Below are 15,523 nucleotides of genomic sequence, written 5' to 3'. Positions count from 1 at the left end.
TCAGAGGGGTGACAGATATTCCTTTCTTTTTATATAGGCTTATGAAATTGTGTGCTTAAGAGAGTAGGCTTGCAACTGGGTTTTAGGACTGACCCCAACTAACGCAATTTGCTGCGTGTGCAGTAGCTGCTCTGTCTGTTGTGGCTTGTTCAAGTGAAGACACCGCACAGCAGGACAATGCAAAACAGAATACCGCTAAGGGTGTTGCTACTTTTGATGGCTCACAGCCTGGGAATGATACACGTGCGTTGACACGTACAACAGCTACCTATACACTTGGTGGCGATGCTAAGGTTTTCTGGACCTCAGCTGATAAGATTTTCGTACAGGACGATGCGAATACTTTCCACCAGAGTAATGCTGCTAATCTTTATAATCCATCTAATAAAGCAAAAGCAATATTCAGCCTTGCTTCTGGTTCATTTACATTGAACAACCGTGAGGTACGTTATACAGGTGAGAATGGTACAGATGCTAACACTGTGACCATTGCAACCACACAGACACAGACCACAGCCAACGACTTTAGCCATCTGGGTACATCAGGCGATTGCGGTACTGCAACAGCAACAGGCAGCAATGGTAATTATACCTTTACACTCAACCATAAAGCCAGTTACCTCTGCTTCATCCCACGTTGTATGAATACCGACCTCGGTCCAAATATCAAGTTGACAAAGATTAAGGTAACAGCCGACCAGCCTATCGCAGGTAAGTATGACTTCTCAACAGGAAGCCTTGCGCAGAAGGCAGGTGAGACTTATTCAAACACAATTACGCTTAATACAAGCGATTTCTCACTGAACACAACCTCCTCATCACTCGCTACCAACGGAGCTTATATGGTTGTAGCGCCAGGTACGTATAACTTTACAATCACTTATACGATTAAGGACCCTACAACCAATGTTGAGGGTGATATCGTTAAGACTATTTCAAGTTATAACTGTCAGGAGGGTAAGATAAACGACATTACTGCTTGGATAGATAAGGATATAAAAGACTACAGTGACAAAAAGTATTATATGTGGGATGCAGTGAATCATTATTGGAATGGATATGAAACTGAACAGCCTACTTTACCACAGTATCTGACAGGTGCCACTTTTGGGGCACATTACCCTCAAAATAGCACAGATTCAAGATGGTATCATGTTGGTGGTGGAAGTATTCACGCAAATTCTACTTGTCAGATATGTCCAAATGGAAATGAAGTTTTTTGGTATGCTTATAAGGGTGATCCACATTGGGATACTTCTACATTATGGTGTACAATGGGACACTTATATAAAACAGGTCTTTGGATAAAGAAAAAAAGTAAAATCATTAGTGATGAACATATAACAGCAGCTTACATGGAAAATGGATTTAAGAATGCTCATGGTACCTATGTGAATTGGAAGAATACATTTGCTGGAGATGCAGATGTCCCTGCAGACATTGCTCCTAAGTTTACAGCTGTGCCAAATAAAAATGATTATTTTTATCTACCTGCAACAGGCTTCTATGAGAATGGTAGACTTTATGCAACTGGAGACGGTGGTAACTATTGGTCTGCTGATGCAGTACCTACACGCAATACATACTCTTACGGCTTCAGATTCTATAAGGAGTATGTCAATGTGCAAATTATGCCACGTACAGTAGGAAGAAAGGCACAATCATTTGAGTAGTTTATAGATTCGTATTATAACTTCGGTAATTTAATTTTCGTTTTCTTGCCTCCTTACGTTCATATAGCGTTTTGGGGGCAAGTTTTTGTTATGTAGTATGAGTTAGAGATATACAAATGATTAATGTTAATATATAAGGTTACTCACCCCCTTATAGTCTTAATTTGATATAATGAATTCTGTTACTCCTCCAAAAGGCGTTCACCCTGTTACTTTGTCTTCCCGTACCCTATCTAAAATCCGTTCAGTTTGTTACCCTGTCTCTTCCCGTACCCCGTCTACAAGCTGTTCACCTTGTTACCCTGTCTCTTCCCGTATCCTGTCCTCGGTTAATACCGTCTTAACGATGCTATTCAGTCAAAACGAAGTTTCCTGTCATTTCTGTCAGCCTTGTTCTCCACGTAACTCTTTAGTACACAGTGAGGTTACACGAAATGTTAAAAGTGACAGCAAATAAGAATAAAACTTTTTCTTGTAGTAATGTGTAATAAATCCAGTCTTGCGTTGAAAGCCCTTTCGTTCCATGCTTTGAGAGAAGAGTAAGTTTTTTATTTTAATTTTTCTTTGCCTTTTCTTTGTGGGATTTAATATTTATTTTTATCTTTGCACCCAGTTAAGTTAAAATTAACCAGTATTTCAAATGGAAATGATAAAGAATATTATTACGGCTATTGGATGTGACCTCCTCATGAGGGGTGCACAGACTTTCTGTGGCGTAATAGATTCTTTAACAAAAAAAGATAGAAAAAAGAGCGAGAATTATTTGGTAGTTCCAAATAATTGTGTACTCTCTCTCTCTCTCTCTCTCTCTCTCTCTCTCTCTCTCATATAGGCCAGGCCTAACCTCCCCACTTCTTTCTTCATACGCGTGCGCGCGAGGAGCACCGTGTGAACCCATGTAGACAAAGGAATTGTAGTGATTTCCCTTTGTCTTTTTTCGTGTGTTGTTTGCTTGATGGCTAACAATGATATAAGCAAACATCTTCCCTTGTTTTTGATAAGGATGGTGAGTACTTTGAGACAGGAATAGCACAGAACTCAAGTAAGACAGTTTAAGTAGAGTAACGATAAGATATTATTAATTCAAATATAAAAAAAATGAATAAAGAAAGATGGGCTTACGTTAAGCCCGAATGTGAAGCGACTACATGTCAGACAGAATGTCATCTTCTCGATGCAAGCGGTAATGCTGGAACAATTGGAGGAGGTCCAACTTATGGTGAGGCAAAACGCCAAATACCTTGGGACGATGAAGAGGAAGAAGAGGAACCAGTAGAGGCAGTCTCTTTCTCAAGTAAAAGAGAGTTAAGTAACAGGTTCTAAATTGACACGTATACTAAAATTAAAAGAATGAAAACAATGAAGAATAAGACGGCTATCAGTTCGATGGTGCAGACGGCTTGCTATGCTTTTGCTGCCGTATTGCTTACAGCAAGTTGTGCTAACGACGACACAACACAGAACGAGAAAGAACAGAAGACGGAGGTTCCTGCTGGTACAACTGCTTTCAATGGTTTCTCTCAGCAGGGTAGTGCTACTCGTACAGCAATTGTCAATCATGCCAAGGGGGCTGGTGCATCAGTCAATTGGAGCAATACTGACAAGATTTGGGTAAAGGATAATACAGGTACGTGGAATCAGAGTAACGCTGTTGCTTTCGCTACTTCAAACAAGGCACAGGGTACTTTTGCACTGAATGGTACTTATAGTCAGGCAACGCATGATGTTGTTTATACGAATAAGACTATTGCTGCTGGTGCACAGCCACAGGTAGAAATCAAGTCTGCGCAGACACAGTCAGCACCAAACAATTTTGACCATGCTGGTGAGTCAGGTGATTGTGGTATTGCCTCTGCAGCAAAGAATGGTAATGACTATACCTTTACACTTAATCACAAGGCAGCTTATCTCTGTTTAATCCCTCGTTCAAGCAATCCATACGTGAACCGTAGTAAGCTTATCAAGGTTGAAATCACAGCAGAAGATGATATTGCTGGTACTTATACCATCGGTGCTAATGGTGCTCTTACCCTTGCTTCTGGTGGTTCAAAGACTATTACCGTTACAACAGGCTCTGGCTTTGCTATCGACAATTCTTCTGACGACATGAGCAAGAACGCCACTTATGCCGTAGTTGCTCCAGGTAACCATAAGTTCCGTATCCGCTATTGGTTGAAGAATACAACAGACCACCCAGATGAAACAACTGCTGGCGTTATGACTCCTATTGAAGGAACTATTACAAGATATGTAGACGTTAACTGTGTTGCTGGTATAATGACTGATGTTACTGCAAATCTCACATTGAATAATTATGATGGACATAACTACTATATGTGGGATGCACAACAGAATTACTGGTATGGACATGAGTGGGATAAGGCTGATTCTTGGCAACCAACTGGAATCAATTACTCAGATACTCGTTTTGCAACATCTCCTAGTGATATTCGATATTTTAATACTAATTATTTAGGAACGAATATTAGATATGACGCACAAACTGCTCTATTCCGAACTTTACCAAATGCAAATGAACTTGCATGGTATTGTATGGAAGGAGACCCACGTTGGGATGATGCTGAGTTATGGACAACCATGAAGCGATTGTATAAAGGAGGAATGTGGTTTAAGAAGAAAGCAAATATACCTAATTTTAGTACAGAACATATACCTGGAAACAATAGTATTGATGCACGTGTTATAACAAAAGTTTTTAGCAATACAACATTACAATCAGGTATCCCCTCACCGACTGCTATTAATGAGTATTTCTACTTACCTGCAATAGGGGAATATATTGGAGGAACATATTCTAGTGTAGGAATACATTGTGATTTATGGTCTGTAAGTGCTGACCCTGAATCTGCATTGGGAGCTTACTCTATTGGTTTTAAAAAGAATGCTGTTGGAGTAAGTACTAATAGTCGAGAATATGGATATCGAGTTCGAGCATTTGAATAGGTATTATTCATATTGGTTTGTAAAAAATGCATATCATCATTCGGTAATTTAATTTTCGTTTTCTTGCCTCCTAACGTTCTTGTAGCGTTCAGGGGGCAAGTTTTTGTTATGTGGTATGAGTTGGTGGTACAGAAATGATGGATGGTAATAGATTAGGTTACTCACCCCTTACAGTCTTAAATCAGCTATAGAGTTCTGTTACTCTGCAAGTGCAACACTTCTGTCCGATATGGCAAAGAAGAAGATGCACCGGCAATCTTCCCTAAAGAAATGTCCACTATCGTTTGGAATCTTATCCAATTCTCAAATGAAGCCTCTCATACAAGCGAAAAGACAACGGCAAGCTATTTCATCAATTATGCTGACAAGGAAATCTTCTTTGGATATACTCTTTTGTTGTGTAACTTTATCAAATGGTTTGGTCATTACGTTGAACAACATCCTAATAAAGAAGAAAATCTTTCTTTCCATTGTATCATCACTACCCCTCAAAACGGTCAGGTAAAAGCTGATAAGAAAGCGGTACAAGGTGTTACAACCAAAAGGAAAGAAGTTCCTTCTAAGGAGTCTTTGATAGGTTCAACAGGCTATGTTATAAATACAGGAAAAGTTGGTCAGGTGAAAGGATGCTGTAAGTTAAAGCCCGAAGATAAGCAATTTATGTTCAAAACGATAAGGATTCTTGAACTGAAGGAGAATGATGGCTATGATGCTGAACAATATCCATATATTGTAAGTAAACTTGAACTTGCCTAAATGTTCGAACCCTAAAAGTGCACAGGGGGGCAAAGGTCTTTATGGAAATGATAGCTGCCTGGCTCTTTTTTGTAGGAAAGAGTAGGGCTATTAACTTTAATTTCTCCTGTCTACAATAGTCTACAAAATAATGATGAGAGTATGACTGCAAAGGTCTATACTCTCATCATTCTACATTATTATCTTATATATGATTGTTTGAGTAAATCATACATCTCCTTTTGATGCTCATTTTTAACCTTCTGCGTCCACCCCTCTGGGTTCTTTTTAGCGTCCAGATACATTCGGAAGAGCTTAAGACTTTGGAGGGAGCGGGTGCTGGCTTGCTCGGCAATTCGGGCAAATTTCACTTGGACGGGGTCGTCGCTCTGTTCGGAGTTGAAGCTTTGCGAAATCATTGCTAAGTTGCCAAACGAATGGATGTCAGCCTCACTCCATTCGGTGTTGTTGGTCTGGTGCTGTGGATGCAGATGCTCAATCGACCTGTTAGTATGGAACGTGTAGGTGCTAACAATCTCTTGATCTGCCTTGTCAGGGAAGTATTCTTCTCTCCTTTCCCATAGATAGTAATCCAGTCGCCAGAACCAGTATCGGTCGATACCCTTGTCGTATGTCATGTCATCAAGGGCTTTGAGCTCTTTATGTAGTTTGTTATCATCGATGTCTTTTAGCCATTTCAGAAGTGTCTCAGAGGAGTCTACTCTCTCGTTATGGAGCTTTATCAAGATGGGTTTAATCCAATTATAGAAAGGCGTTTGAGCCACATAAAGCATTGACTGATATTGTTCTACCTGCTTACGTGCTGTTCCTTCGCCGAAGGTGAGCGTATATTTGTTTACAGTTCCTTCCCCTTCTTTATGGATGATATAGTAGTCTAAGAGTAATCTGTAGAACAATAACTGGTGATTGAAGTCTGGTATATCATCTATTTTATGTTCCTTATACACATTGAGTAGTTCTTCGCGATAGAATGAGTACGAACCATTCAGGTCGCAGTAGATGTCATAGACCATCATCAACAGCTCTGGGAAGGAGATTAAAGCCCTGTCGCTATCATCGTTGTTATCATGGTTGAAGGTGTGGCGTTCGGGTTCGATCGCCCCAATTTCAGTGTTGTCTTCATTGTCGAGTTGCTTTTTATTCGAGTCCACCACAGCGTCAAAAGCTTTGTTTCGACAGCTGTTTATGGCCGTTTCATATTTCTTCAAATATTCTTCCTCAGTCTCATCTTGACTTTTACGGATAATGGGTCGGCTCATATCCGCAACCAGGTTCCAGATGCGAGTCAAGTGTTCTTGATTGTTCTGTCCTTTCAGTAGTTCTACTTTCAGTATCTCGTGTTGTTCAAGACCCTTCCCAGTAATGTTCATGGCCTCGAAGTATTTGTTCAGAGAGGACGGATGACTGGCGTAGTAAGACGGTAGTTCGGAGAAGAAGAAGGACAGGTTTTTGTAAACATTTCGGGCATAACTTTCCCGCTCATCATCAGATGAGAAATTGCCAGAACGCTCCATAAAGTTAGAGATACAGCGTATGCCATTCTCCATCTTCTCGTTGATGATTTCCGTCTTCTCACCTTTTATCTTTTGCCGAAGATACTCCTTATCATGCGAGCGAGCGGTGAAGTTCAGTCGTTCACCATCTTTGAGGAAATCGTTCCATTCCTTAGCATATTTCTTGAGGACGATGCCCATCAGTGTTGTCACCGTAAGACGCTGTTGCCCATCAATAAGGTCATAGCCGTTGTTCGCTATACATGAGAGCATACCGATGTAATAGGGCGACTCTTCCCCATTGTTTTCAAAGTGGCGTTTGAGGTCGTATAAGAGTCCTTCCACTTGACTGTCTTCCCACGTGAAGAGTCTTTGATAGAGTGGGATAGAGAAGGTAAGATCTTCTTTTACAATGCGTTCTGGGGTATATCTATGCTTATTCATGATTAATCTTAGCTATTATTGTGGGTTCAGTAAAATCGTTTTTTAATTCTCTAAAAAGCCTTTGAAGCTGATCATGAAACCGTCTTGCAATCCCTCTCCCCTCTAAGTTTTGCCCCCAGTTTTTGATGTTCAAGAGACATTCAGCAAGGAAGAAGGTTGGCGAGGAAGCCTGGTCTATCATCATGATAATTTCGGAGTCGTTTGCAGACTGCCTAATCTTATAGGTCAAGGCCCGCTTCGTGGCATATCTGCTTTGCGCTATGTTGGATGCAATAGAGTACAGTGCCTCAGGGAGATATTGCTCGCCAAACTTGAGATAGTAGCCGAAGAGCAGCGCTTCTATGACTTCAGCGAACTTCCAATGCGACTCTGCTTGCAGCTGTCGTCTCAAGGCTTTAACGGCTCGGAGGCTGCCGAAGGACTTTGCTCGGCTGGTGAAGGTGTCCATAAAGACGAAGAAATGGGTCCCACCTTGTATCTTTTCGTAGAAATGGAACGACTCTCCGAAGGGTGGGAGGGCAGCGAGTGTGGGCGCAGTGGAGAACTCGTCCTTGACGCATAACCGTCTGTTGGGGTCATAGTTTTGCTTGCGCATCCACTTCCTAAGCGGCAACAGATAGCGAGCGGCCGTCTGTTCTAAGAGCGGATAGTCGTTCTCTATCATCCTGTTCCACCGTCCTGCAAGGTGTTCGGCCTGCTCTTCTGATGAGATGTAGCGCAGGTGGTGAGCCTTCAGAAGGTCGTAGTCGGATAGCGGTACACCCTTTGAGTTCTCATTAGAAAAGAAGGTATAAGCGAGGTCGAGCTTACTTTCTTTGAGGATGAGGACCGTGAACTCGAGCCGCTTAATAATCCTCTGACAAAGAGAGATGTCCCTGTCTGTTTCTACAAGATGGTCGATAAGATATCTCGCATTGGCGATATGTTTTCTTGACTGCTGTGATAAGAATTTCTGACTCAGTAGGGGAATATCGCCACGGTAGCCGAGTTGGCGAACAATCAGCGACAGAGTGACCAGTCGTTGTTGGCCGTCAATGACGGCGTATGTACCGTCCTCTCTCTTCTGAAGGATGATTGTACCCAGATGGTAGGATGAATTGCCATCGTTTGGTATCTCTTTCAGACTGTTCCAGAGGTCGTACACCTGCTTATCCTGCCAACAGTAATTGCGCTGATAGTCGGGAATAACGAGCTTGTTGTTGAAGAGCTTTCCAAGACAAGCAGATGCTAAGCAAACCGACTCTTTGTCTAATCCTTCTTCCTCGAAGGTGCTGTCTCCTTGATAGGGTTCGTTCTTTTCTTCCATTTCTCCTTGTTTATTTATCTCGTTGATGATTGGGTCGAAGATTGCCATTATCTCTCTCATGGACTCTCGAAGCTGTCCCCAGTCGCCTGTCGGACTGTTTATTCTGCATCTGTACGCCTTACTGCCCTGCCAGCTGTGCCATGTCAGACGACTGTCGTCGCTTGTCTTTTCTCGTAGCCTTCGTGCGAAGGAGGCGAAGGAGGCTGTCTGATACTTTCCTTCTAAGTGTAGCTCGACAAATCCTCCACAATATTCATAGTGGAGGTAGCGGTCGTCTGTTAAGATGGTGGGCACTTGTAGGTAACGATTTGACTGCCAGCTACCTGGCTTATAAACCGCACGAATGCCCTTACTCCTGTCGGGGAAGCAGGTTTTTAGGTAGGCTTCTAAGCGCTTGTCAATTCTTGCTGTCATTTTCAGGATGGTTTTTGGTTATGGTGGTGGTCGACTCCTTGCGCCAAAACTGCCATGTGGTGGTATGATTTCCTCGGTCATTACCGACAGCACATAGCTTCTGAATGTGTGCAGCCTTTTGTTCGGTGGTAGGTTTTCTATGGTCATCACCAACCGCACGTAGCTTCTGAATGTGTGTAGCCTTTTGTTCGGTGGTATGATTTCTATGGTCTTCACCAACCGCACGTAGCTTCTGAATGTGTGTAGCCTTTTGTTCGGTGGTATGATTTCTATGGTCTTCACCGACAGCACATAGCTTCTGAATGTGTGTAGCCTTTTGTTCGATGGTATGATTTCTATGGTCTTCACCAACCACACACAGCATCTGAATGTGTGTTGCCTTTTGTTCGGTGGTATGATTTCTATGGTCTTCACCAACCCTCCCAATGTTCTTTGTGGACAAAAGTAAGAAAAAGGTGGGAATAAAACGGGCATAGGGTGGGGATAAATTATGAATTTATTATGAAAAAGACTGCGCCTCCACGACAACAGACTGGCCAATAACAACAATAGACTGGGCAACAACAACCACACAGACTGGCCCCTCCCCCGTCCCCTCCCCCATAGGGAGGGGCGTGATTACCGAGATACCCCTACCGTCTTGCTGTTCGTTGCTTACGGTGTTAGTTGTGGTTGTATCACACGTTGTCCTGCACAGCTTGTCTCCTTATTTTATATGCCTTAATACTTCTGTTAAATATGTTCATTCCGTCTATCTATGTCTTTCTGTCATTCTGTCTATAAACATAAAAAACACGACAAAACATGTTTATTCTGTCATTATATGTCTTTCTGTCATTCTGTCTATAAACATAAAAAACACGCCTCAACATGTTCTTTCTGTCATTATATGTCTTTGTGTCATTATGTCTGTAAACATAAAATACACGACAAAACATGTTCTTTCTGTCATTCTATGTCTTTCTGTCATTCTGTCTATAAGCATTAATTTTCCATTCAGTATGTATGTTCTGTCTGTCTCTGTAACCTGCATGAAATCAGGAGGTTGCAGACTGCGTTGAAGAAGGGCCTTGTCAAGCATCAAGAGGGGCGTGTTCTTGGCCGTTGAAGGGCATGTTCTCAAATGGAGAAGGGCATGTTCTTGAATGGAGTGGGGCAGTGGGGTGAGGCTTCTGTGGCTGTAAGGTTCTGTGATATCGGTTGACTTAATGTCTCTGTGAAACCCTGTGTGTTCTGTTCATCTGTGTCCTTCTGTGAGAAAAAGAACATTTTTGAGACTCTCTGGGGAGTTTTTTCTCTCACAGAGCGCACAGAGTTCACTGAGCCTTTTGGCGCACATTTCGAGCTCACAGAAGGCCTCCGGCATACAGAGTTCACAGAGGCCTTTCAACTAAGATTGGCTGTAACGTTCTGTGAAATCGGTTGACTTAATGTCTCTGTGGACCTTTGTGTGTTCTGTTCATCTGTGTTCTCTGTGATAAAAAATATGTCATTCTTCTTTTGTCATTATGTCATTATGTCTTCAAAACCATAATCTATCTCCCTTTGTCATTATGTCATTCTGTCTAAAAAAGCACACCTGTCTTTCTTTGTCATTATGTCATTATGTCTTAAAAACTACATCTGTCTCGCCCCGTCCCCCTGTTATTCTGTCTTCAAAAACTACCCTGTCTGACTACTTATATTACTACATATATCCTGCTTGCGATCGGCTTTTTTGTGTTGTACCTTTGCATCGTCATCAGGAATGAAAACGGTGACAGGCTGGGCATCAGACGACTGGCAGGGCTGAGGAAGACGAGGCTGTCGGTGGGAGATGGACCAGACAATGAGAAATCAAACAATCTATTATATATAAGGTATATGATGAACGATAATCTTTTTAACGAGATAGACCTTAGCGAACGACTCTCACCACACTTCACGGTGGGCGAGATGATGCGCTCGGGCGAGGCCGTGAAGCGGCGGATAAAGAACGTGCCTAAGACGGAGGGGCGCGATGGTGAGGTGCTACGCGAGGAGGTGATGGAAAATCTCAAGGCCCTTTGTGCGTGTGTGCTCGAACCCCTCCGTCGTCGTGTCGGCCGTGTTATTGTCACGAGTGGCTACCGTTCGCCGGTGCTGAATAAGGCCATTCATGGGGCATTCGACTCCCAACATCTGCGGGGTGAGGCGGTGGATATCCATGTCACAGGGGCAGAGATGTGTCGAAAATATGCTGCTGTGCTCCGCCAAACAGACTTCGATCAGATGATTTTGGAGCCGTTGGAGGCCACCTGTAAGCGATGGATCCACATCAGTTATAGGCGGGATGGGAGGAACAGACACCAGATTCTCGGGGAGAAATAGGCGTCAGAACGAGGGCAAAACAATTCACTTTTTTGTCGCCGAAACGGTGGGGTAGGCCCTTCAAGACGTTGAACAGTAATATTTTAATTATTTACGTGAATATCTTTTCATATTTTTAATCCTTTATGTTTATGTTGAAGTATGTTTTTACGTTTTTGTGTTTTCCAACTTTTACCTTTATATTTTTATACGTTTTTAGGCTTTTGCTTGTTTAGTTATTTGTCTTTTTACATGTTTACTTGTTCGCTTGTTTATGTGTTTACTTGTTTACTCGTTTACGCATTTACATGTTTACTTGTTCACTTGTTTACTTAATTTTACACTTTTTTGTCGCAGTTACTTTCCGTGCAGATGTCCCTCCCCTCAATCCGTGGTGAGGGGAGGGCGGAGTGGAGAGGCAGATGACAGGCATGCAAGCCATTGTTTAGAATAGGTCATGAACTATGCATAGATGTCCTTAATTTAATTGTTTCACTTATTAAAATCATTCAAGTTATGTCAATCAAATTCCGTATGTATCAAGACAATCGTAGTAACAGTAAGCACAAGGGGTATTGGTATGCTCGTGCAATCAGTCCCGACCTTGTTGGTGTGAAAGACCTTGCTAACCGTGTGAGTGCCCGTTGCACCGTCACAGAGCCTGATATTCTGGCAGTTATCAGTGCGTTGGTGTTCGAAATGAACCAGGTGCTCAAGGCCGGTAACCGTGTGAAGCTCGACGGATTGGGAACCTTTCGTGTGGGCATCCATTCGTCTGGTGTTGAGAAGGCAAAGGACTTCAATCCACAGCGCGACATCTTTGGTGCTCACGTTATCTTTGTCCCTGCGGTGAGGGTGGACGCTTCTCATCGTCGTGTCAACAAACTTCTCGACGGTTTGCGTGTGCAGGAGGCCGAGCAGTATGACTCGCCTATCGCTGCTGCCAAGCCTAAGAAGGGCAGCAAGAAGGGCGGTAAGGACAAGACCTCAACGCCTTCAGCGGGTCCTGTGGCTGGTGAGTCTACCCCGACGGGCGAGTCTCATGCGTAGTCGATGAGGCTTGAGCCAATGGGTGTAGTGACCGTTCTGGATTGCTAAGTAGTTGATACTGAGCGATGAATGACGGTCACAACCGAGCGAAAGGGGGTGGGGGAGAACCGACGAAGCTCCTCCGATCCTTATTATTATATCGTCAATAACCTTACAGTTTCTGCCTGTGCTGTGTCGGTGTAGTCCGTTCGTTATGAGCGTGTTAGGGCGTTTCTTGTGACGTGACGTGCGTCGACAAGTATGGAGGAATTGTTCAAAACCATTGTTTACAATTATGAATAAACCAGTTTGGAAGAATATTTTGCATATTCTTATCACTATTCTTACAGCGTTGGCAACCACCTTGGGCGTTACTTCTTGTATGTAGTCTGTGCCCACAACTCCCTCGTTTTGAGTCTGTTCAGCCGTTAGCGGTTGCCGATTAGACTTGGTTGTGTGGTGTATCTTATACTTAAAATGCTTCAACAACACACCTGTCTTGAACTTAGACAATCGTAATCGGCTGCTTAGAAGACTTGGATGTGTGGTGTATCTTATACTTAAAATGCTTCGACAACACACCCGTCTTGAACTTAGACAGTCGTTATCGGTCACTTATAAGACTTAGTTGATTGGTTGTATCTCATTCTATCACAGATGGTTGCGAAGCTGTCGACCGACACAAACGTAGGTTATGTGCGACTTCATGGGAGGTTTTCTTCGACAGTATCGTAGCTTATGTGCGACAATAAGGGAGGCTTTTTCCTGTTTTGTCGACAAATAGGGAGGTGCAAGGCGACGGCTGGGGAGGAAAGAGGGGTGTGTTGTCTCTTTTCTTTACAATTATCTTGTTTTTGCTTTGTTATAGTGTTCTTTTATCGGTTACTAATTTGTTTCCCACTTTATTTGGCCTTTTTATCTGTCTTTGTAACGTGTTATAAGACAAGTGAATATCCTGTGGTGCGACAGATTAGTAACCTTTTTCGTATCATGAAGAGCGTTATTTGGCGACAAAAAAGTAACATGATAAAAAAGCAGGACAGTTCCTTCTCTTACAGAAATCACAGAGGCCTCACCCCCAGCCCCTCTCCGAATGGCGAGGGGAGTGATATGTGAGGTTACCCCTACTGGCTTAGCCTCACCCCCAACCCCTCTCCGAATGGCGAGGGGAGTGGTATGTGATGTTACCCCTATTAGGCTGCTTACATAGCGCGTGGGGATTTTTATCTCACGCTGGGGAGTTTTTTCTCTCACAGAGCACACAGATTTGACAGACCCTTTTTGCGCACAGTTTCGATCTCACAGAACGCCTCCGGCATACAGAGTACACAGAGCGTTACTGCTAAAGGTGGCTGTAAGGTTCTGTGATATCTGCCGGCCGCAAGGCCTCTGTGGAATGCTGTGTGTTCTGTTCATCTGTGTTTTTCTGTGAGAAATAGAACGCACCCACTCTAAAAGATGAGACACATGTGACTCGCTGGGGAGTTTTATCTCTCACAGAGCACACAGAGTTCACGGAGCTTTTTGGCGCACAGTTTCGAGCCCACAGAAGGCCTCCGGCATACAGAGTTCACAGAGCGTTACTGCCAAAGATGGCTGTAAGGTTCTGTGATATCTGCCGGCCGCAAGGCCTCTGTGGAATGCTGTGTGTTCTGTTCTTCTGTGTTTTTCTGTGAGAAAAAGAACGCACCCACTGTGAAAGAAAGAATGTTTATCTGTGAGAAATAGAGTGCACCCTCTGTGAGAGAAAGAATGTTTATCTGTGAGAAACAAGCCTCCCCACGTGGCGACCTCAGCGATTGGATGAGAGTGGTGGAAGGGCCTTTTCGATGCGAAAAGAATATATAAAGCGGACGTGATGATGCACAGCACATATAACTTACTTACTTTTCAACTCGTCAACTCGTGAACTTCTTCCCCCGTTACGATTATTTAAGTAAAATTTTTTCGGCATTGAACATTTATTGCACAAGCATCATTTATCTTTGCAGCAACCTTACGTAACAGTCTTCTCCCCAGTAGGCTGTTGCGGTGAGGGACGATGCCACTGCCGCTCGCCGACTTCTCCTACTGACCTACAAAGTGTCACGACTAAACGAGGAGGCAGATAGATGAAACACAGTTATATAACAATCAAAAACACTAAAAGCAATGATGAAAAGAGCGAAAACTATGATGAAGACTACTCACCTCTGGAGTCAAGAGGACGAGGAACAGCTAATAAGAAAGCTCGTGAATAACTTCTGCGACCTTATCAATAGGAGCGAAGAAGAAGGACTGTATTGGACAGGACTGAAGTGCGACCTCATCGAACTTGCTCACATTGTATGGGAGACAGGTCAGCTGACCGACCAGCAGGGTCGGTTGATGGACTTTCAGTCGATTGTGTGGCACATCTGTCGTGTGCTTCACGTGCGTGTCCCGTGCAATCCCTCGTCTGTGGTATCATCCGTTCGGGCACGCAAGAACGTGCGAGTGGGGCCCCTCCGTGAACGCTACCTGCAGTTGATTGTCGATGCAAAGATACAAGACCCGATGCGTTTAGAGATTAGGCGCCGCCGTCGATAACATGTTTGTCCGCCCTTTGTGGTGCTGCTCAGAATCGGTCTGAGCGTACTACAAGAGGCGGACTTATTGTTTGATATAAGTCAATAATTAGTCGATAAAGAGATAATTTATGTCGTTTGACTTGCAAGTTATGTGTATTATTGCTAACTTTGCATCGTAATTCAAGAGAAAATTATCTGGTTACAAGGTTTAGTCTTTACAGGTAATAAAAAGATTGCTCAGGATTATTCATACAGAAAGAAGATTTGTTTAGGTTAGTAATAGATTTAGGTTTTTAGTTATATTTTAGGTAAAGATTGTAGATACATTAGCGTCGCGAGACGATAATTATTCGGAGATAACGGTAGAGCGTGTGCTCGGCCGTTTCTTTTTTTTAAATGGTTTCGATGATAAAAACACGTTGTCTCTCACAGAGTGCACAGTGACCTCACCCCAACCGCAGCTGGCTTTTCCCCCTTCCCCGACCGGCCCCTCCCCCTTGCCCCTCCCCCATAGGGAGGGGAGTGAAATGTGAGGTTACCCCTACTGGCCTGCCAATAGGAGTCGTG

General features: G+C 43.3%; 11 protein-coding genes. 8 read left to right on the top strand and 3 right to left on the bottom strand.

What is annotated here, in order from left to right; genetic code table 11:
* Positions 1-140 precede the first annotated feature (140 nt).
* From CHB62_RS03000 to CHB62_RS02980, 4 genes are all read left to right on the top strand, one after another.
* Positions 141-1,673, top strand: a complete 1,533-nt coding sequence (locus CHB62_RS03000) for a hypothetical protein (protein WP_089365645.1) — start codon at positions 141-143, stop codon at positions 1,671-1,673.
* Positions 1,674-2,771: 1,098 nt separating this feature from the next.
* Positions 2,772-2,996 (top strand): hypothetical protein, encoded by a 225-nt coding sequence (locus tag CHB62_RS02990; RefSeq protein ID WP_009011723.1) that lies wholly within the window; start codon positions 2,772-2,774, stop codon positions 2,994-2,996.
* A gap of 27 nt (positions 2,997-3,023) precedes the next feature.
* On the top strand, positions 3,024-4,637 hold the full coding sequence (locus CHB62_RS02985) for a hypothetical protein (RefSeq protein ID WP_317042986.1): 1,614 nt from the start codon (positions 3,024-3,026) through the stop codon (positions 4,635-4,637).
* Between the two features lie 270 nt (positions 4,638-4,907).
* Positions 4,908-5,393: a hypothetical protein gene (locus CHB62_RS02980; protein WP_089365642.1), complete on the top strand. Its 486-nt coding sequence runs from the start codon at positions 4,908-4,910 to the stop codon at positions 5,391-5,393.
* Between the two features lie 179 nt (positions 5,394-5,572).
* Here the strand turns inward: CHB62_RS02980 and CHB62_RS02975 are convergent, their stop codons facing one another.
* From CHB62_RS02975 to CHB62_RS02965, 3 genes are read right to left on the bottom strand one after another with little or no spacing between them, the layout of a single operon-like run.
* Complete coding sequence (locus CHB62_RS02975; protein WP_089365641.1) at positions 5,573-7,330, bottom strand: DUF262 domain-containing protein; 1,758 nt, start codon at positions 7,328-7,330, stop codon at positions 5,573-5,575.
* Positions 7,323-9,050 (bottom strand): DUF262 domain-containing protein, encoded by a 1,728-nt coding sequence (locus CHB62_RS02970; protein ID WP_089365640.1) that lies wholly within the window; start codon positions 9,048-9,050, stop codon positions 7,323-7,325. The genes CHB62_RS02975 and CHB62_RS02970 overlap by 8 nt, the downstream gene beginning before the upstream one ends.
* Complete coding sequence (locus CHB62_RS02965) at positions 9,034-9,492, bottom strand: hypothetical protein (RefSeq protein ID WP_141240399.1); 459 nt, start codon at positions 9,490-9,492, stop codon at positions 9,034-9,036. The genes CHB62_RS02970 and CHB62_RS02965 overlap by 17 nt, the downstream gene beginning before the upstream one ends.
* Positions 9,493-10,913: 1,421 nt before the next feature.
* Here CHB62_RS02965 and CHB62_RS02955 point away from each other — a divergent pair.
* From CHB62_RS02955 to CHB62_RS02940, 4 genes are all read left to right on the top strand, one after another.
* Positions 10,914-11,399, top strand: a complete 486-nt coding sequence (locus CHB62_RS02955) for a D-Ala-D-Ala carboxypeptidase family metallohydrolase (RefSeq protein WP_089365637.1) — start codon at positions 10,914-10,916, stop codon at positions 11,397-11,399.
* 495 nt (positions 11,400-11,894) lie between these two features.
* Positions 11,895-12,428, top strand: a complete 534-nt coding sequence (locus CHB62_RS02950) for an HU family DNA-binding protein (protein ID WP_089365636.1) — start codon at positions 11,895-11,897, stop codon at positions 12,426-12,428.
* Positions 12,429-12,702: 274 nt separating this feature from the next.
* Positions 12,703-12,795 (top strand): smalltalk protein, encoded by a 93-nt coding sequence (locus CHB62_RS14805; RefSeq protein ID WP_157600212.1) that lies wholly within the window; start codon positions 12,703-12,705, stop codon positions 12,793-12,795.
* Positions 12,796-14,561: 1,766 nt separating this feature from the next.
* On the top strand, positions 14,562-14,975 hold the full coding sequence (locus CHB62_RS02940; RefSeq protein WP_009010277.1) for a hypothetical protein: 414 nt from the start codon (positions 14,562-14,564) through the stop codon (positions 14,973-14,975).
* Positions 14,976-15,523 lie beyond the last annotated feature (548 nt).

It is taken from the genome of Prevotella jejuni (assembly GCF_900187995.1).
In the GTDB taxonomy this organism is placed as follows: Bacteria; Bacteroidota; Bacteroidia; order Bacteroidales; family Bacteroidaceae; genus Prevotella; species Prevotella jejuni.
This window is presented reverse-complemented; position numbering and strand designations above follow the sequence as displayed.